This is a genomic window from Marinobacter sp. KMM 10035 (genome assembly GCF_046537445.1).
GTDB classification, from domain to species: domain Bacteria; phylum Pseudomonadota; class Gammaproteobacteria; order Pseudomonadales; family Oleiphilaceae; genus Marinobacter; species Marinobacter sediminicola.
On the sequence record NZ_JBBVMG010000001.1, the window covers coordinates 2,061,151 to 2,079,624 of the forward strand.

At 53.3% G+C, this 18,474-nt stretch carries 15 protein-coding genes; 12 read left to right on the forward strand and 3 right to left on the reverse strand.

Annotation, left to right across the window (positions count from 1 at the left end; all coding sequences use genetic code 11):
* Nucleotides 1–131: 131 nt before the first annotated feature.
* From fabF to AADB16_RS09275, 10 genes are all read left to right on the forward strand, one after another.
* Nucleotides 132–1,379: a beta-ketoacyl-ACP synthase II gene (gene fabF, locus AADB16_RS09230; RefSeq protein ID WP_410802818.1), complete on the forward strand. Its 1,248-nt coding sequence runs from the start codon at nucleotides 132–134 to the stop codon at nucleotides 1,377–1,379.
* A gap of 6 nt (nucleotides 1,380–1,385) precedes the next feature.
* Entirely contained in the window at nucleotides 1,386–2,216 is an 831-nt protein-coding gene (locus tag AADB16_RS09235; RefSeq protein WP_410802820.1) for an aminotransferase class IV, read from the forward strand.
* 5 nt (nucleotides 2,217–2,221) lie between these two features.
* On the forward strand, nucleotides 2,222–3,274 hold the full coding sequence (mltG, locus tag AADB16_RS09240; protein ID WP_410802822.1) for an endolytic transglycosylase MltG: 1,053 nt from the start codon (nucleotides 2,222–2,224) through the stop codon (nucleotides 3,272–3,274).
* Nucleotides 3,271–3,906 carry a dTMP kinase gene (gene tmk, locus AADB16_RS09245; RefSeq protein ID WP_410802824.1) on the forward strand — a complete coding sequence of 212 codons (636 nt, stop codon included), beginning with the start codon at nucleotides 3,271–3,273 and terminating at the stop codon, nucleotides 3,904–3,906. The genes mltG and tmk overlap by 4 nt, the downstream gene beginning before the upstream one ends.
* A gap of 38 nt (nucleotides 3,907–3,944) precedes the next feature.
* Nucleotides 3,945–4,724 (forward strand): helix-turn-helix transcriptional regulator, encoded by a 780-nt coding sequence (locus tag AADB16_RS09250; RefSeq protein ID WP_309043156.1) that lies wholly within the window; start codon nucleotides 3,945–3,947, stop codon nucleotides 4,722–4,724.
* A gap of 303 nt (nucleotides 4,725–5,027) precedes the next feature.
* Complete coding sequence (putP, locus tag AADB16_RS09255) at nucleotides 5,028–6,521, forward strand: sodium/proline symporter PutP (protein ID WP_298447821.1); 1,494 nt, start codon at nucleotides 5,028–5,030, stop codon at nucleotides 6,519–6,521.
* Nucleotides 6,522–6,689: 168 nt separating this feature from the next.
* Complete coding sequence (locus AADB16_RS09260) at nucleotides 6,690–7,697, forward strand: TAXI family TRAP transporter solute-binding subunit (protein WP_410802826.1); 1,008 nt, start codon at nucleotides 6,690–6,692, stop codon at nucleotides 7,695–7,697.
* Entirely contained in the window at nucleotides 7,697–9,874 is a 2,178-nt protein-coding gene (locus AADB16_RS09265; protein WP_410802828.1) for a TRAP transporter permease, read from the forward strand. Before AADB16_RS09260 ends, AADB16_RS09265 begins: the two co-directional genes overlap by 1 nt.
* A complete protein-coding gene (locus AADB16_RS09270; RefSeq protein WP_410802830.1) occupies nucleotides 9,871–10,617 on the forward strand; it encodes a sulfite exporter TauE/SafE family protein in 747 nt (248 codons plus the stop codon). The genes AADB16_RS09265 and AADB16_RS09270 overlap by 4 nt, the downstream gene beginning before the upstream one ends.
* A 28-nt stretch (nucleotides 10,618–10,645) precedes the next feature.
* On the forward strand, nucleotides 10,646–11,638 hold the full coding sequence (locus AADB16_RS09275; protein ID WP_410802832.1) for a zinc-dependent alcohol dehydrogenase family protein: 993 nt from the start codon (nucleotides 10,646–10,648) through the stop codon (nucleotides 11,636–11,638).
* Between the two features lie 83 nt (nucleotides 11,639–11,721).
* Here AADB16_RS09275 and AADB16_RS09280 read toward each other — a convergent pair whose 3' ends face one another.
* Entirely contained in the window at nucleotides 11,722–14,316 is a 2,595-nt protein-coding gene (locus AADB16_RS09280) for a bifunctional aconitate hydratase 2/2-methylisocitrate dehydratase (protein ID WP_410803629.1), read from the reverse strand.
* 193 nt (nucleotides 14,317–14,509) lie between these two features.
* Here AADB16_RS09280 and AADB16_RS09285 point away from each other — a divergent pair, with 193 nt between their 5' ends.
* Nucleotides 14,510–15,136, forward strand: coding sequence for a tRNA-(ms[2]io[6]A)-hydroxylase (locus AADB16_RS09285; RefSeq protein WP_410802834.1), 627 nt, complete (start codon nucleotides 14,510–14,512; stop codon nucleotides 15,134–15,136).
* Between the two features lie 3 nt (nucleotides 15,137–15,139).
* Here the strand turns inward: AADB16_RS09285 and AADB16_RS09290 are convergent, their stop codons facing one another.
* Nucleotides 15,140–16,024, reverse strand: coding sequence for a LysR family transcriptional regulator (locus AADB16_RS09290; RefSeq protein ID WP_410802835.1), 885 nt, complete (start codon nucleotides 16,022–16,024; stop codon nucleotides 15,140–15,142).
* A gap of 143 nt (nucleotides 16,025–16,167) precedes the next feature.
* On the opposite strand from AADB16_RS09290, the gene AADB16_RS09295 reads away from it, so the two are divergent.
* Entirely contained in the window at nucleotides 16,168–16,938 is a 771-nt protein-coding gene (locus tag AADB16_RS09295; protein WP_309043163.1) for a ferredoxin--NADP reductase, read from the forward strand.
* A gap of 111 nt (nucleotides 16,939–17,049) precedes the next feature.
* On the opposite strand, the gene AADB16_RS09300 is transcribed toward AADB16_RS09295, so the two are convergent.
* Nucleotides 17,050–18,471, reverse strand: coding sequence for an NAD-dependent succinate-semialdehyde dehydrogenase (locus AADB16_RS09300; RefSeq protein ID WP_410802837.1), 1,422 nt, complete (start codon nucleotides 18,469–18,471; stop codon nucleotides 17,050–17,052).
* Nucleotides 18,472–18,474 lie beyond the last annotated feature (3 nt).

Genomic DNA, 18,474 nt, shown 5'->3' on the forward strand with positions numbered 1-18,474 from the left:
ATTGTAGTTAGCCAGGCGAAAAGCCGTCCTTGTCATTCAGTGAAGGACGGCTTTTTTATTGCCTGAAAATGACCCGAAATGCGGGTTCATTCAGCAACACTGACGCATGAAATGACCAGGTGAGCGCAGTTATGAGTAAACGACGGGTTGTTATCACGGGCATGGGGATGTTGTCTCCACTGGGAAACGATGTAGCGACGTCCTGGGAGGCTGTTCTTGCCGGGCGAAGCGGGATCGGCATGATCGACCGTTTTGATACGTCCGGGTATGGCACCCGCATTGGTGGTGCAATCAAAAACCTGGATCTGGAGTCCTATCTCTCGACAAAAGAAGCCAGAAAACTGGACGCGTTTATTCACTACGGCCTGATTGCCGCTCAGCAAGCTGTCGATGACAGCGGGCTTGCAGAATATGCAGCGCTGGATAAGGATCGAGTTGGTATTGCTATCGGCTCAGGTATTGGCGGGCTTGAGTATATCGAAAAGAGCGTGCTGACAATGGAAAAGTCTGGCCCGCGCAAAGTGTCGCCGTTCTTTGTTCCCGCATCGGTGATCAACATGATCTCCGGTAATGCCGCCATTCGCTTCGGGTACCGAGGCCCGAACATTGCCATAGTGACCGCCTGCACTACCGGTACTCATAACATTGGATACGCTGCCCGCACCATTGCTTACGGCGATGCCGATGTCATGCTTGCAGGTGGTTCTGAAATGGCAACAACGCGTACAGGCGTTGCGGCCTTCTCGTCCGCCCGCGCACTTTCAACCCGTAATGACGAGCCGGAAAAAGCCAGTCGCCCATGGGATCGGGATCGCGACGGTTTCGTACTGAGTGACGGTGCCGGGGTTCTTGTGATGGAAGAGTTGGAGCACGCCAAAAAGCGTGGTGCGACCATTTACGGCGAGCTGGTGGGTTTTGGTATGAGTGATGATGCTCACCATATTACCGCGCCGCCGGAAGATGGCGAGGGCGCTGCCCGCTCGATGGACAATGCGCTGAGAGACGCAGGCCTGAAACCGGAAGATGTTGATTACATCAACGCCCATGGCACTTCAACGCAGGTCGGCGATGTGGCAGAGATTGCAGCCGCCAAGCGGGTATTTGGTGCACACGCAAGCCGACTGGCAATGAGCAGCACCAAGTCCATGACAGGGCACTTGCTCGGCGCAGCCGGTGCGGTTGAAGCTATATTTTCCTTGCTTGCTATACGTGATGGCGTACTGCCGCCCACGATCAATCTGGATAATCCCGATGAAGGTTGCGATCTGGATTTGGTGCCTAATACCTGCCGAAAATCTGATGTTCGCGTGGCTTTATCCAACTCGTTCGGCTTTGGTGGAACCAACGGCACCTTGATTATGCGCCGCTACGAAGGCTAAGGGGCCATGTTCAACCTGTACTGGGCGGATGAAAGAGGACTCCCCGCGGGTGACCGGGGTGCGTCATACGGTGATGGCCTTTTCGAGACCGTAAGAATGCATGGTGATCGGGGAGTGCTTTTATCTCGCCACCTGGATCGCATGGTTCGTGATGCGGGCAGGCTGGGGATTCCCATTGCGCTTACGGATCTTCGCAAAGCCTGCACAGCAGCTATCGATCGCTATCTGGAACGTTTCGGCAAAGCCGACGCAGAGGGTGGCTGGGTGCTCAAGCTGATGCTTACCCGAGGCGAAGGTGGCCGTGGCTACCAGCCAAGTGTTGGAGCCCGGCCAAACCTGATGTTGTCCGCTGGCCCCATGCCTGTATTACCGGCAAGCTCAGGTGTTATCGCTGACTTTTCCCGAATACCGCTCACCGTTAACCCTCTGCTTGCTGGCATCAAATCCCTGAACCGACTCGAACAGGTTATGGCAGCCAGAGAAATTAACGGGGAGCTGTATGAGGTCATCATGGCTGACAGTGCCGGTAGTCTGGTTGAAGGGACTCGCACCAATTTGCTTCTCAAAGTGCCTGATGGCTGGGTAACGCCTCCATTAAAAAGCCTTGCTGTTGCCGGTATCATGCGACAGTGGGTGCTGGAACGGCTGCGTGCGCGGGGAGAGTCCGTCTTCGAGCGCTCGGTGAGCATCGCAGATAGTATGGGATCTCACTGTCAGGGCCTTTTCCTCCTGAATAGCGTTGTAGGAGTGGTTCCTGTGCGGCGGCTTGCCGGCCAGGATTTGCCTGTAGATGACGGAGTTGCGACAATCTTCAATCCTCTCGAAATGCTGGAATAATTCTTTTGTTCAAGAAACTCTTAATTGCAGGAATTTGCGCTGCCTTGCTCGTGGCTGCGGGTACAGGGTTATGGGTCTGGCAGGGGCTAGGGTCCTTATCGAAGCCCGTTGCTATGGATGAGCCCGTACTATTTGATGTGCCGGCCGGCACAGCGTTCAGTGATGTTGCGAGGCAATTAAAAGCTCGCGGGTTGGTCGAAGATAGCTTGTGGGTTCGTGTGTTCGGTCGGCTGTATCCAGATCAAGCCAGAATAAAGGCGGGAGAGTATGAATTTATCGATGGCATGAGCGCTAGAGCCATGCTCGATAAAATGGTCACGGGTGACACCAAGCATTGGTCCGTTCAATTTATTGAAGGTTGGACGTTCCAGGACATGCGCGCAGCTTTGGCCGCTACCGATCGCCTTAAGAAACTCACTACAGAATGGTCTGATGGGCAGATCATGGAAGCCGTTGGCGCAGAGGGTGAGCACCCGGAAGGCCGGTTTTTCCCGGACACTTACCTGTTTACCAGCAGTGAATCCGACCTTGATCTGCTCCGGCGTTCGTATCGGCGTATGGAGTCCGTTCTTGCTGAAGAGTGGGAAGGTCGGGCGGAAGGCCTTCCATACGATAGTGCCTATGAAGCCCTGATTATGGCTTCGATCGTAGAGCGGGAGACCGGCGCGCCCCATGAGCGAAATGAAGTAGCGGGAGTGTTCGTTCGCCGTCTTCAGAAAGGCATGCGTTTACAAACAGACCCTACTGTCATTTATGGAATGGGCGACAAGTATAAAGGCCGTATTGGCAGCCGTGATCTGCGTACTCACACGCCTTACAACACGTATCGTATTAATGGATTGCCGCCAACACCCATTGCTTTGCCAGGTCGTGAGGCCATACACGCATCCTTGCACCCGGGCTCCGGTTCGGCTCTTTATTTTGTGGCTCGCGGTGATGGTACCCACAAGTTTTCAAACACTTTAGCGGAGCATCAGAAGGCAGTTCGCGCGTTTCAGTTGAATCGTCGGTCGGATTACCGGTCTTCACCTGCTCCTGGCAAGGATGACAAAGAATGACAGTTCGTGGCCGGTTTATTACCTTCGAGGGAACTGAGGGGGTAGGGAAATCCACTCAGATAGCCACGGCTGCTGAAACCCTCAAAGAACTCGGTATTGATTGCGTTGTGACCCGTGAGCCGGGCGGTACGCCCATGGCCGAAGCGATTCGTGAATTGCTTTTGGCGCCACGGGATGAGTCTGTGAACGAACTGACAGAGTTGTTGTTGATGTTCGCAGCCCGTGCGCAACACTTGCACACATTGATTCTTCCTGCGTTGGAGAGAGGACAGTGGGTGCTTTGCGATCGCTTTACCGATGCGACCTTTGCCTACCAGGGCGGAGGGCGTGGTGTTCCAAGTGAACGGATTGCTCTGCTGGAAAGCCTGGTGCAGGGTGATGTTCGCCCGGACCAGGTGGTCCTATTGGATGCGCCTGTTGAAACCGGTATGACCCGCGCGCGGAATCGAGGGCAGCTGGACCGTTTTGAGCAGGAGGCGGTGGCCTTTTTTCAGCGCATTCGTGATACCTATCTGGCTCGCGCCGAAGCGGCCCCGTCTCGTTACAGCATTGTGAATGCGGCTGACCCACTGGAGCAGGTTAGCGCCCATATCCGTGAACTTATGTGCAAGTTCCAATCAGATCTGCTTTAATTGAGTCACATTCTCAATTATAGGTTCCGGTCGCGTCTATGTTGGATGCCCGTCTACTCAAATTGCCCATAGCCGCTCACCAGCACCGCCATGAGCATCACCAGATCGTTATAGGTGTTCAGGGCGAGGCAGATTTGAGCGTTGACGGGACCGGATCTCATCTGGACACCTGGAAGGCCTGCCTCGTGCCCACAGAGGCCAGGCACGACTATTGCGGTGATCATCAGAATCACGTGATGGTCATCAATCTTGATCCATCAACGCCTGCTATTTCTACACCAAATCATGCTGACTATGAGCGCATGGTTCGTGTGTTTGAAAAGCCCCGTACCATTCAAATGGACAGACGGTTGCAGGGCCTGGTCCAGTTTGCGGCCGGCGAATTCGATCGGTCACCCGGAAATCAGGCAATGCAGGGTCATCTTGCGGCCAGTATTCTCTATTGTATGGCTGACAGAGTGGTTGATCAGAGAGTTCGGACGTCTCACCGCCACAGCCTGAACCCGGATGCCATGAACCGTTATATTCGGGCAAATCTGCATAAAAAAATCAGGGTGCAGGATCTCGCCAGTGAGGCTTGCTTGAGCGTAAGCCGTTTTCATGAGGTATTTCGTGAGGTGGTAGGAACCACACCGCACCAGTTTTTGTTGGAGGCTCGGCTGGATCAGGCCATGAAACTTTTAATTTCGACGCCGCTTTCTGTCTCGGAAATCAGTTATCGGGTTGGCTTCTCATCCCAGAGTGCGTTGACCAATGCACTGCGCAAACACAAAGGAACTACCCCTACAAAACTGCAAGTTCGTGATAACGTTGCCTGATTTTATCTGAAGTTGGGTCATTCCCGTAGAATTCGACAAAATTACCGTAGGATTTTGTAAGCGGATAATACGTAGTAATACTAGGCTGGTTGCGTCAAATCTCATGCATAGAATCTGTTGCTTGGTTCGGTCGCAAAATGGCAATACTTAACTATAGTTAAGCCTGAGTATGCGATACGTTGTTTCGCTCAGATTCGTAAGGCATACCCGTAAACAAGAAGAACGACACAGTTAGCTGGCGCTCTCGCCAAGGCTGTGCATAGCGAGCGGATATAATCCGACTCATTAAACCGGAGGAGTTCCATGGCTATTGGTGTTTGGATTAGTCTATTTGCATATTTTGCGGTGATGATTGGCATCGGCCTTTTTGCGATGCGCACATCTACCTCTTCATCCGAAGATTACATGCTTGGCGGTAGGGGGCTGAGCCCCAAAGTAGCCGCTTTGTCTGCTGGCGCTTCCGATATGAGTGGCTGGTTGCTTCTGGGTCTTCCGGGGGCGATGTATGTGTCAGGCCTTGCTTCAGCGTGGATCGGCGTTGGTTTGTTTGTAGGTGCGTTTTTTAACTGGGTTCTTGTTGCTCCCAGGCTGCGATCACAAACAGTTCATTACGGTAACGCCCTGACTATTCCAGCTTTTCTGGCCAACCGTTTCCCCACTCAGGCGTTGCCACTACGAACTGTGGCGGCGATCGTTATCGTTGTGTTCTTCTCGGTTTATACAGCCTCTGGCCTGGTAGCCGGCGGCAAGCTCTTTGAAAGTGCATTTGCCGGAATATTCAACTTCGGCGGTATGGGTGATTACGGCGTGGGTATCGTCATAACGCTGGGTGTTGTACTTGCCTACACCGTGGTTGGCGGATTCCTGGCTGTGAGCATGACCGACTTTGTTCAGGGCTGCATCATGATGATTGCTCTGGTTCTCATGCCGGCCGTTGTGCTATTTGGCGAAGGCGGTGGCGGCTTTGCCCAGGCGACCGCTACGCTGAATGAGGTTGATCCCACCCTGCTATCCTGGACAGAGGGGCTTACCTTTGTTGGATGGCTCTCTGCAGTGACTTGGGGCTTGGGCTACTTTGGCCAGCCGCACATCATCGTTCGCTTCATGGCAATCCGTTCAGTGAAAGAAGTACCGACTGCCCGTAATATCGGCATGTCCTGGATGGCGATTTCCTTGATTGGTGCGATTGGTCTCGGTATTTTCGGTCGCGCCTATGCAGTGCGTAATGGCATGCAAATTGACGATCCCGAAACGATTTTTATCATTCTCGCAGACTTGCTGTTCCACCCGTTAATTACAGGCTTCTTGTATGCAGCCTTGCTGGCCGCAGTAATGAGCACCATCTCCAGCCAGCTGCTGGTAGCATCTTCTTCACTGACTGAAGACTTTTACCGCTTGTTCCTACGCAAAGAAGCAGGTGACCGCGAGTGTGTAAACGTTGGTCGTGTGTGCGTAGTGCTTGTTGGTCTGGTCGCAGCGGTTATCGCATCTGACCCAACCTCTAACGTGCTGAGCCTGGTTGGTAACGCCTGGGCAGGCTTCGGTTCGGCATTTGGGCCTCTGATCATTCTCGCACTCATGTGGCCGCGCACGAATGGTGCTGGCGCACTGGCGGGTATGATCGCAGGTGCCGGTACGGCAATGATCTGGGTATCCTTGGGCTGGAATGGTGAGTTCATGGGAGGCCCTGGTGTTTATGAAATCATGCCGGGCTTTGCAGCCTCTTTCATTGCAATCATAGTGGTTAGTCTTATCACTTCCGATGCCAATGAATATCAGGCAGAGCAGTACAGCTAACCGCGAGTGCGGTGATGCGTTATAAGTTAGTAATAAAGGGCTCCTGCGGGGGCCCTTTTTTGTGGCCTGTTTAGCCGTATGGACTGGTAGATCCAGTGGAGTGCAACTATCTTTAGTTAGTTACACTTCTATGATTTGGCAAAAACAATGATAAAAAGGGAGCTATCCATGAGTAAGCGCAGGGTTTTTAAATACGCCGCGGGGCTGCTGACAGCTGCCGCAGTCTCTCTTTCCAGCGGTGTACAGGCGGAGGGCAATTACGTGATGGGTACCGCCACAACGGGCGGTACCTATTATCCGGTGGGCGTTGCTATTTCAACGCTGATCAAAGTTAAGCTGGAGCCTTCGACCAACATATCGGTTTCAGCCATCAGTTCAGCAGGCTCTGCTGAGAACCTGAAGCTTATGGACGAAAATCAGATCCAGTTCGGCATTCTTCAGGGGCTATATGGAGCTTACGCCTGGAACGGCACAGGGCCGGTTAACAAGCCGTATAAAAATTTGCGCTCGGTATCAATGCTTTGGCAGAACGTGGAGCACTTCGTAGTAACCAAGGGCATCGCCAAAACCGGCACAATTGACGATATGAAAAATCTGTATGGGGAAAGCTTCTCCATTGGTGCCAGAAACTCAGGAACCGAGGGTTCCGGTCGCTTTATTTTGGGCAAGGTTGGCATTGATCTGGAAAAGGTAAACCTAGCATATCAAGGTTATGGGCCCAGTGCGGATGCTCTGCAGAATGGTAATATTGATGGCATGAATATTCCGGCGGGTGTGCCAGCGGCGGCAGTAACAAGAGCCTATGCCAATATGGGTGACAAGATTACCACCCTTAACTTTACGCCAGATCAGGTTGCCAAGGTCAACAGTGATTTTGAGCTGTGGACGCCTTATACCATCCCGGCAGGAACCTATCCCAAGCAGGCCGAGGATATTAATACCATTGCGCAGCCCAATATCCTGGCAGTTCGAGATGATGTCTCGGAGAGCGATGTCTATGAAATCACGAAAACCATCTACGAGAACCTTCCGTTCTTGAACAACATACATCAGGCAACGAAAGCGATGGCGCTGGAGAAAGCCATAGCAGGTCTGCCAATGCCGCTCCATCCCGGGGCTGCCCGTTTCTATCAAGAGCAGCGCTTGACCATTCCTGAACGCCTGCTGGCGAAGTAATGGTGACAGCTAAAGCAGAAAGCGAGCCCGTAATTGCGGTTCGGGATGAAAGTGCCAGCGAGGCGAGCGAGCGAGTAGATCACTGGTTGTTAGGGCCAGTGATCTTCTGGCTCGCGATCGCTACTGCGCTGGTTCATCTGTATTTCAACACTTTTTCGACGCTCTCTGAGCTGTGGAGCTCAGCTCTGCACTTTGGTCTTTTCGGGCTGATCTGTACGCTAACCACCCCCATGTTCAAGGCTCAAACGGTTGGTGGGCAGAGGCTAGCGCTTGGTGTAGATGTGATGCTCGGGCTTGCTGCACTTGCCTGTGCTTTTTATCTGATTTTCTTTGAAGATGCTCTGTATCAGCGCGGGTTCAATTTCTCTACCGGGGACTGGGTTTTCTCCATCGCATCCGTGGCGTTGGTACTGGAATTGGCACGTCGCACAGTAGGCTGGTTTATTCCCGTGCTGTGTATTGTGGCTCTGACCTATGTGGCTTGGTGGGGCCAATACGTTGACGGCATCTTTAATTTCCCCGGGCTTTCCTGGGAGACAGTTCTCTATCGCTCATATATCGGTGGTCAGGGAATGCTGGGTTCCATCGCACGTATTTCATGGACCTACGTATTCATGTTCATTCTGTTCGGTGCCTTTCTGGTGAAATCCGGAGCCGGGGACTTTATCATCGAACTGGCGCGCTGTGCCGCAGGGCGTTTCGTGGGCGGTCCCGGATTTGTGGCGGTGTTTGCCTCCGGCCTAATGGGGTCGGTCTCGGGATCCAGCGTAGCCAATACGGTTTCTACCGGTGTTATTACCATCCCGTTGATGCGAAAAGCGGGCTTTCCCGCACGCTTTGCTGCCGGCGTTGAAGCCGCCGCTTCAACCGGGGGGCAATTGATGCCTCCAGTGATGGGTGCGGGTGCTTTTATCATGGCTTCCTACACTCAAGTTTCCTACCTCACCATCATTGGTGTAGCAGCACTCCCAGCGCTTCTCTATTTCATCTCGGTGGCCATGTTTGTGCGCATCGAGGCCAAACGCAGCCATGCTGACAAGCTGGAAGATGAAGCTGCGCCCTCGCTAAAGGACGTGCTGAAGGGCGGTTGGCACTTTTTGCTGCCACTGGTCGTTCTTGTAGCCGCGCTTATTTACGGGTTTACGCCAACCTACGCTGCGGGGATAGCCATTGTGTCTGTTATTGCTGCGTCATGGCTATCGAAGAACCCAATGGGGGTAAGAGATATACTCGACGCTCTGGCGATGGGGACGCGAAACATTACGACCACAGCGATCCTGCTGATTACCGTCGGGCTTATTGTGATGGTGGTGTCTACCACGGGCATAGGTAATACGTTTTCGCTGATGATTACCGATTGGGCCGGCGGAAGCCTGTTGATCACCATTTTTCTGGTGGCGCTGGCCTCGCTGATTTTGGGAATGGGGCTGCCCGTAACGGCGGCGTATATTGTTCTTGCGACACTTTCAGCACCTGCGATTTACAACCTGATCGCGCAAAGCCAGTTGTTGGAGTTGATGGTAAATGGCAATCTTCCCGAGCAGGCCAAAGCCATCTTCATGCTCGCAGCACCAGATAGACTGTCGTTATTGGATGGCCCCATGGATGCCGCTACCGCGCAACAGATGCTCGCATTGGTGCCGGATACCTTCAGTAGCCAACTCCTTGAGCAGGCTTTATCGCCGGAATCACTTTCCATGCTTCTTGTGGCAGCACACATGGTCATCTTCTGGCTTTCCCAGGATTCCAACGTGACACCTCCGGTTTGCCTCACAGCTTTTGCTGCTGCAGCTATTGCTGGAACCCCGCAGATGCGCACCGGGTTTACTGCCTGGAAACTGGCTAAGGGGCTTTATATAGTGCCGCTTCTGTTTGCCTACTCGCCACTGATTACCGGCGATTTTACTGAAATGATCCAGGTATTCTGTTTTGCGTTATTCGGTATCTACGCCATCATCGCGGGTCTCGAAGGTTACTTGGAGCACAAGCTTAACCTGCTGGTTCGAGCGTTGATGTTTCCCCTTGGCGCCTTGATGCTTTGGCCCCATGGGCAGCTACTGATTGATGGGGCAGGGCTAATTATATTTATTGCTGTTCTGGTGTGGAGCAGTCGTTGTGGCAAACGTCTCAGTGGAGCTCGCTCGGGGAATAACGCAGGAAGCGCGAACTCTGCATGAGCATTACAGACGTTATAGCATTGCTGGCGCTAGGCGGCATTGCCGGATTCATCAATGTACTTTCAGCAGGTGGGTCAATGCTTACGCTGCCACTGTTGATGTTTCTTGGGCTTCCGCCTCAGGTTGCAAACGGTACCAACCGAGTTGCAATTATTCTGCAAAGCACCACCGCTGTGGCAGGCTTCCGGCGCCTGGGCCACGGTAATCTCCGTGTTAGCTTGCACCTTGCAGTGCCAGCAGTTCTTGGCTCGTTACTGGGAGCCTGGGTAGCGACATGGGTGCCAGACGCTGTATTCGAATGGGTGCTGATTCTTGCCATGATTTTCGCTTCAGCATTCATGCTGTTGCCTCAACCCCGGTTGGAAACCAACCCGCTGACCGTAAACAGGCTTGGCCCTGTGATTTACATGGCCATGTTTCTGATTGGTGTATATGGCGGCTTCATTCAGGTGGGTGTGGGGGCTCTGTTTATAGTGGTTTTATATCGGTTGCTGCGCATTGATCTACGCCAGGTCAATGTTTTCAAGGTGTCTATTATTCTGCTTTACACGGTTCCCGCATTGATGATTTTCGCCCTTAATGGGCAAGTGCGCTGGGGTATGGGGTTGGTTCTGGCGCTCGGCAATATTACTGGAGCATTTGTCGCCGTTAAGGTGAATCTGAGCAATGAAGGCGCTCAATGGGTGAAGTGGATTACCCTTGTGATGGCCGCGGCGATTCTGATCCGGTTGATTGTTTACTGATCACACCCTGACAGTAGGAGATAAGGCAATGAAGGCGATGGTTATCGAGGAGTTTGGCGGCCCCGAGGTGTTTGTAGAGCGGGAAGTGGAAACGCCTGAGCCGTCGGCTGGGCAGGTCAGAATCAAAGTGATGGCTTCCAGTGTTAATCCTATTGAGACCAAAATACGTTCCGGGCTTGTAAAAGCCGGGCCCGAGATGCCAGCAATCCTGAACGGGGACGTGAGTGGTGTTATAGACAAGATTGGCCCGGGAGTGACCAGCTTTTCTGTGGGTGACGAAGTGTTCGGCTGCGCGGGTGGAACCAAAGGATGGCCGGGAGCTTTGGCGGATTTTATGATCACAGACGCTCGTTTGCTGGCCAAGCGTACGTCAGCTATTAACTTGCCGCTGGTGGAGTGTGCGGCATTACCTCTGGTGTTTCTCACTGCTTGGTCGGCTCTTGTTGAGCGAGCGGCAATTCAGTCTGGCGAGCATGTGCTGATTCACGCTGGCACGGGAGGGGTGGGGCACGTTGCCATCCAGATAGCAAAGCATCTTGGGGCGCGTGTGGCGACAACGGTGTCATCGCCTGAGAAAGCAGAGTTGGCAAGGCAGCTGGGTGCTGACGACATTATTCTTTATCGTGAAGAGTCTGTAGAGGGTTACAAGCAGCGGTTGACTCAGGGGCGGGGTTTCAGCCTGGTCTTCGATACTGTGGGTAGAGAGAACGTGGATCGGGCAATCGAGGCAACTGCTATTTCGGGGCGTCTCTGTTCCATTAATACTCGCTCCACCCATGATCTGAGCCTGATGCATGCCAAAGGCCTGACACTACATGTGATTTTTCGTTCTATTCCCTTGCTGCATGGAATTGGAATGGATGATCAGCCGCGCCTTGTTTCCGCCATGAGCGATATGCTGGAGCAGGGAGCACTGCGGCCGTTGTTAGACACAGAGCGATACTCCTTTGCCATGGTAGGTGAGGCCCACCGCCGTCTCGAATCCGGTCTGGCCGTTGGCAAGATTCTTCTCCTGCGCTAGCAAGTCCGGAGTCTGTATCGCCCACAAAAAACGCCAACCCGAAGGTTGGCGTTTCTTTAGAGCTAAACCTTGAAGCTTAATGCTTAGGCGACAGTCGCTTCAGCAGCCTTCTTGGTGTAGTTCTCCATCTGATCAAAGTTCAGATACTTGTAGATCTCAGCAGACATGCTGTCCAGATCCTTGGCGTATTCCATGTACTCCTCAGGAGAGGGGAGTTTGCCCAGGATAGCGCCCACAGCAGCCAGTTCCGCAGAGGTCAGGTACACGTTGGCACCATCACCCAGACGGTTCGGGAAGTTACGGGTGGAGGTAGACAGAACGGTAGACTTGGGAGCTACACGCGCCTGGTTACCCATGCACAGGGAGCAGCCCGGCATCTCGGTGCGAACACCGGCGGTGCCGTAGATGTTGAAGTAACCTTCTTCCATCAACTGCGCCTGGTCCATCTTGGTAGGTGGAGACATCCACAGACGGGTGTTCAGGCCGCCTTTGTGTTGCTCAAGCAATTTACCAGCGGCACGGAAGTGGCCGATATTGGTCATGCAAGAACCGATGAACACTTCGTCTACCTTATCGCCAGCCACTTCAGACAGGAACCTGGCATCGTCAGGATCGTTCGGGCAGCAAACGATTGGCTCTTTGATGTCAGCCAGATCGATTTCAACTACGTGTGAGTACTCAGCATCTTTGTCAGCACGCATCAGCTTGGGATCAGCCAGCCATGCTTCCATCTGCTGGGCACGACGCTCCAGAGTACGGGCATCGCCGTAACCTTCAGCAATCATCCAGCGCAGCATGGTGATGTTAGAGCGCAGGTACTCGGCAACAGACTCTTCAGACAGGTTGATAGTACAACCAGCAGCAGAGCGCTCAGCAGAAGCGTCGGACAGTTCGAAGGCTTGCTCTACCGTCAGGTGCTCAAGACCTTCGATTTCCAGGATACGACCAGAGAATTCGTTGATCTTGCCTTTCTTCTCAACAGTGAGCATGCCTTGCTTGATGCCGTACAGCGGAATAGCGTGTACCAGATCGCGCAGGGTGATACCTGGCTGCATTTCGCCTTTGAAGCGAACCAGAACAGACTCAGGCATGTCCAGTGGCATAACACCGGTAGCCGCAGCAAACGCAACCAGACCAGAACCGGCCGGGAAGGAGATGCCCATCGGGAAACGGGTGTGAGAGTCACCACCGGTACCCACAGTGTCAGGCAGCAGCATGCGGTTCAGCCAGGAGTGGATGATACCGTCGCCTGGGCGCAGGGATACACCACCGCGGTTGCGGATAAAGTCCGGCATCGTGTGCTGCATTTCAACGTCAACCGGCTTTGGGTAAGCCGCAGTGTGACAGAAAGACTGCATAACCAGATCAGCCTGGAAGCCCAGGCAAGCCAGATCCTTCAGTTCGTCACGGGTCATAGGACCAGTGGTGTCCTGAGAGCCTACAGTGGTCATGTGAGGCTCGCAGTAGGTGCCTGGGCGCACGCCTTGGCCTTCTTCCAGTCCACAAGCCTTACCAACCATCTTCTGACCCAGGGTGAAGCCCTTGGTGCCAGCAGCAGGATCGTTAGGCAGACGGAACAGATCAGTGGCGCCCAGACCCAGAGCTGTGCGCGCCTTGGCTGTCAAACCACGGCCAATGATCAGAGGGATACGGCCGCCAGCCTGAACTTCGTCCAGAATAACGTCAGACTTGAAACCGAATTCGGAAATGGTCTCGCCAGCCTCGTTCAGAATCTTGCCTTCGTATGGGCGGATTTCGATTACGTCGCCCATGTTCATGTTGTCTACGGGGGCTTCGAATACCAACGCGCCAGCATCTTCCATGGTGTTGAAGAAGATGGGGGCAACCTTGTTACCGATACACACACCGCCGGCACGCTTGTTTGGTACGCCCGGGATGTCGTCACCGAAGAACCAAAGCACAGAGTTGGTGGCAGACTTACGTGAGGAGCCAGTACCAACCACGTCGCCAACAAAAGCAACAGGGAAGCCTTTGGCTTTGATTTCATCAATCTGGCTCATTGGGCCAGTTACGCCGGGCTCTTCCGGCTTCAGGCCGTCGCGTTCCATTTTATAGGCAGCGCGGGCGTGCAGCGGGATGTCCGGGCGGGACCATGCATCCGGAGCCGGAGACAGGTCGTCTGTGTTGGTTTCGCCGGTAACCTTGAACACCACCATCTTGGTGCTTTCGGCAACCTTGTTTTTCTTGGTGAACCACTCGGCATTGGCCCAGGATTCAACAACAGACTTGGCAATAGCGTTGCCAGCGTCCATTTTGTCTTTCACGTCGTTGAACGCGTCGAACATCAGCAGGGTATGCTTCAGTTGCTCGCCAGCCAGTTCGGCCAGTTCGCTGTCGTCGAGCAGGTCTACCAGAGTTTCAATGTTGTAGCCGCCTTGCATCATTCCCAGCAGTTGAACAGCTTTAGGCTTGTCCAGTAAGGGGGATGCAGCTTCACCTTTCACAATGGCGGTCAGGAACGCTGCTTTCACGTAAGCGGCTTCATCTACACCCGGTGGAATACGGTTTTCCAGCAGGTCAACCAGAGTGTTTTCTTCGCCAGCAGGCGGGTTTTTCAACAACTCAACCAGCGCTGCAGTTTGTTCTGCGTTCAGCGGCTTGGGAGGAATATTCAGAGCCGCACGTTCTGCAACGTGTTCACGGTAGGCTTCTAACACGATTTGAACCCTCATCAGTTGGTATGTCCCGCGCCTTTAGCACACGCCTGGCGGGAGTTTTATGGCGGATGGACTTTAAGTTGGCGCTGTATTCTATAGGAAAGCACCTATAAAGTTAAGCTGGCCAGAGGTCGGAGAACACGGATAGCTGCGCTATAATCGCCCACCCTTTGAATTGACGCTGTTGATTACCATGACCCAGAAAACTGATTCTATAACCAAAGCCTTGCAAGATATTCACGATTTTCTGCCTTGTGCTACGCCCAAGCAGTGGATTGATAACGCTTTAGCCAATCAGGACCTGATGTTGATCGATCACGCACATTGCGAGAAAAAAGCTGCATCGACGGCACTGAGCTTGATGTACCGCTATGTTGATAACAGCGACTTGCTCAACAAAATGTCGCGGCTGGCCAGGGAAGAATTGCGTCATTTCGAAGAGGTTTTGGCCATTATTGATAAGCGCGGGATCCCATACTGCCATCTTACCCCTGCGCGCTATGCTGCCGGCTTGCGTAAAGAAGTGCGCACCGACGATCCGGGGCGACTGGTAGATGTAATGCTTGTGGGTGCCATCATCGAAGCCCGCTCATGCGAGCGCTTTGCGGCATTGGTGCCGTTTCTTGATGATGAGCTTGCGGATTTCTATGGCAGCCTGCTCAAGTCGGAAGCGCGACACTATCGAGATTACCTGGCGCTGGCCGTGCAGGCCAATAAGGGGCCTGTTGATGAACGGCTTGCGGATTTCATCGCCATTGAAAAACAACTCATTCTGGAACCGGATACTGATTTCCGATTCCATAGTGGCCCTGTAGCCTGAGCCTCAGGTTAGGGCTCGGCACAGCTTGATCCAGGCATCAATACCCGCACTGCGGTACTTCTGCTTGTGCAGGATAAAGTAGAACTGTCGTTCAAAACTACGGTGTTGAGGCGCTTTCAGAGCTACCAGGCTGCCGCGCTTGATGGCATCTTCCAGAACCACTTCCGACAGGCACCCTATACCCAGGTCGGCCTCCACCGCGCGTTTGATCGCTTCTGTGTGCTCCAGCTCCAACAGTACGTTCATGTCGGGTAGTAGGCCATGCATGCCGCGTTCGAAGCTTTGTCTGGTTCCGGAGCCTTGCTCTCTCATAATCCAGGTGGCGCCTCGTAGATCCTCGTCTGTCAGATTTTCTTTCTTGGCGAGTGGGTGGGTTGGTGAGCAGAACACAACCAGTTGGTCTCCGCGCCATGGCAAAACTTCAAGCTCGGAAGATTGCAGCTCGCCTTCGATAAGCCCTATATCCAGCTCGAAATCCTTGACTCTCCGCACGATGGTGCTGGTGTTGGCTACTTCCAGCGCTACCCGGGGCCGGGTAGGGGTATTCATGTATTGGGCCATAACGCCAACGGCCAGATAGTTACCTATAGTTAAGGTGGCTCCGACTTTAAGGGCGCCTATTTCAGAGTTTTTGCTGAAGGCTTGTTCCAGCTCTGTTGCCTGGGCGAGGACAGCTTCCACCTTGGGTCGGTAGAGACGCCCAAGTTCATTCAGTTGCAGGCGTTTGCCAACACGGTCGAACAGCTGGATGTCGAACTGGTTTTCCAGTTCTTTAAGCGCACTGCTGGCGGCAGATTGCGACATTGCCAGCGATTCCGCTGCCCGGGTAATGTTCTGAAAGTGTGCGGCAGCCAGGAAGACTTCAAGTTGCCTGAAACTGTATTTCATACAAAACGCTCTAAATCGATGAAACCGAATAGGGTTATGGGAATATCCCATTTCATCGATAGGTTAATGGTGGGTTAGACTTTAGGCAATTCATATTTTCAATATTCTCCGCCGATAATGAATCGAACGGGTGAGGGGCTTCAATGAGTAACTTGATAAAAGAAACGGTAACCAGCGTTCATCACTGGAACGATACTTTGTTTAGCTTCAAGACCAGCCGCGACCCCGGGTTTCGGTTCAAGAATGGTCACTTTGTGATGATTGGTCTGGAGTCTGAAGGCAAGCCTTTAATGCGCGCCTACAGCATTGCCAGTGCAAACTACGAAGAAGAGTTGGAATTTTTCTCAATCAAGGTCCAGGACGGCCCGTTGACATCTCGCCTGCAGAAAATTCAGGTGGGTGATGAGATTCTGGTCAGTCGTAAGCCCACTGGAACCTTGGTTCTGGATAACCTTCTGCCGGGTAAAAATCTCTGGTTGATCAGCACGGGTACCGGGCTGGCGCCATTCATGAGCATCATAAAAGATCCTGAGATTTATGAGGCGTTTGATAAGGTCATCTTGACCCATGGTGTGAGATATATTTCAGAGCTTGCCTATCAGCAAGAAATTGAAGAGTTGCCAGAAAACGAGTTCTTCGGCGAGATGGTGAAAGGGAAGCTTGAGTACTACCCGACGGTTACCCGGGAGCCGTTCCGCAATGAAGGCAGACTGACACGAGCCATGCAGAGCGGCAAGATCACCGGTGATTTTGGTTTGCCTGATCTGAACCTTGAAGATGATCGATTCATGATCTGCGGTAGCCCAAGCATGCTTAAAGACACATGCTCCATCCTTGATGAAATGGGCTTCAAGGAAGCTCGGGGTGGCGATTTGGGTCACTACGTGATTGAAAGGGCGTTTGTGGAGAAGTAGGGCCGCGCTCGTTAAGCACAGTGTGCAAGCAGGACCGATGCGCAATTTCCGCCCTGCTTGATTCCAATAAAATCGCCCCTGCACGCAGGGGCACATGTTTGGATCGGTGAATTAGATCGCGAAGCCACCCAGCTTGGTTTCCAAATATTCTTCAATACCCTCCTGAGCACCCTCCCGACCAAGCCCACTATTTTTCATGCCGCCAAATGGGGCCGCTGCGCTGGTTGGGTTGATGTCGTTAATGCCAATAATGCCGAAATCCAGAGCTTCAAATGCGCGCATCGCTGTCGGCATGTTGTTGCTGTAGATGTAAGCCGCCAGCCCAAACTCGGTGTCGTTGGCCATGGCAATCACATCGTCGTCGGAGCGATAGGTGATCACAGGAGCGACTGGGCCAAAGGTTTCTTCCCGGTAGATTTTCATGGCAGACGTTACGCCGGATAACACGGTTGGCGCATAGAAGTAGCCGTTTGAGAGGCCGTTTTCTGTTAGACGTTGCCCACCGGTTTCTAAAGTCGCGCCTAGAGCAATTGCATCCTGAACCTGCTCATCGACCTTCTGGATGGCCTGCTCATTGATCAACGGGCCAATACCAACGCCTTCGGACATCCCGTTACCGGCTACCAGGCGATTGGCCCGGTTGGTTAGTTCCGCAATAAACGGCTTCAGGTGGTCCTCGTGCACAAATATCCGGTTAGGGCTAATGCAGGCCTGGCCGGTATTAAGAAACTTCACCAGAGACAGCCCTTTCGCTGCGTGCACTGGATCGGCATCGGGGAACACAATGGCGGGTGCATGTCCGCCAAGTTCCATAGACACTCGCTTCATGTTGGCTGCCGCCAGCGCGTTCAGCTTTTTGCCAACGGGAGTGGAGCCTGTGAACGTCAGTTTGCGGACTCTTGGATCAGTACAGAAAGCGTCGCCTACCCGCGCTGGATCCCGCACAGTGAGCATGTTGACAACTCCGGCGGGAAAGCCTGCTTCTGCAAAGATCTCAACCATGGCCTTAGCACACAAGGGCGTGCTTTCGGCGGGTTTCAGTATCACCGTGCAGCCGGCAGCTAATGCAGGTGCCAGCTTGCGCGTAATCATGGAAATCGGGTAGTTCCAGGGCGTTATTGCGCCGACCACACCCACGGGTGATTTCTGGACAATAAAACGCTGGTTTTCACGGGCGGAAGGGATACTTTGCCCGTATACACGCTTGGCTTCTTCAGCGAACCACAGCAGGAAATCTGCACCGTACTGTACTTCGTTGAGTGATGCTTTAAGGGGTTTTCCCTGTTCGCGGGTCATCAATTCAGCCAGCTCACGCTTCTGCCGAATCATCAGCTCCCAAGCCCGATAAAGCAGTTGGGAACGATAATAAGCCGTGGTTTTCTTCCATTCTTTAAAGGCGCAATCTGCGGCCGCGATGGCGGTCTCAATGTCTTGGTCTGTGCAATTGGGCACTTGCCCGATGATCTCGCCCGTTGCCGGGTTGGTGACCGAGAGCTCAGAGCGCCCGGTTAACCATTCACCGTTTATGTACATGAG

What these genes read in the sequence shown, in the direction of transcription:
- AADB16_RS09250 (WP_309043156.1), top strand. Translation starts at nt 3,945, where the DNA reads ATGTTGGATGCCCGTCTACTCAAATTGCCCATAGCCGCTCACCAGCAC.
- AADB16_RS09270 (WP_410802830.1), top strand. Translation starts at nt 9,871, where the DNA reads ATGAGCATTACAGACGTTATAGCATTGCTGGCGCTAGGCGGCATTGCC.
- putP (WP_298447821.1), top strand. Translation starts at nt 5,028, where the DNA reads ATGGCTATTGGTGTTTGGATTAGTCTATTTGCATATTTTGCGGTGATG.
- AADB16_RS09300 (WP_410802837.1), bottom strand. Translation starts at nt 18,471, where the DNA reads ATGTACATAAACGGTGAATGGTTAACCGGGCGCTCTGAGCTCTCGGTC.
- AADB16_RS09285 (WP_410802834.1), top strand. Translation starts at nt 14,510, where the DNA reads ATGACCCAGAAAACTGATTCTATAACCAAAGCCTTGCAAGATATTCAC.
- AADB16_RS09265 (WP_410802828.1), top strand. Translation starts at nt 7,697, where the DNA reads ATGGTGACAGCTAAAGCAGAAAGCGAGCCCGTAATTGCGGTTCGGGAT.
- AADB16_RS09260 (WP_410802826.1), top strand. Translation starts at nt 6,690, where the DNA reads ATGAGTAAGCGCAGGGTTTTTAAATACGCCGCGGGGCTGCTGACAGCT.
- AADB16_RS09275 (WP_410802832.1), top strand. Translation starts at nt 10,646, where the DNA reads ATGAAGGCGATGGTTATCGAGGAGTTTGGCGGCCCCGAGGTGTTTGTA.
- AADB16_RS09290 (WP_410802835.1), bottom strand. Translation starts at nt 16,024, where the DNA reads ATGAAATACAGTTTCAGGCAACTTGAAGTCTTCCTGGCTGCCGCACAC.
- AADB16_RS09235 (WP_410802820.1), top strand. Translation starts at nt 1,386, where the DNA reads ATGTTCAACCTGTACTGGGCGGATGAAAGAGGACTCCCCGCGGGTGAC.
- AADB16_RS09295 (WP_309043163.1), top strand. Translation starts at nt 16,168, where the DNA reads ATGAGTAACTTGATAAAAGAAACGGTAACCAGCGTTCATCACTGGAAC.
- tmk (WP_410802824.1), top strand. Translation starts at nt 3,271, where the DNA reads ATGACAGTTCGTGGCCGGTTTATTACCTTCGAGGGAACTGAGGGGGTA.
- fabF (WP_410802818.1), top strand. Translation starts at nt 132, where the DNA reads ATGAGTAAACGACGGGTTGTTATCACGGGCATGGGGATGTTGTCTCCA.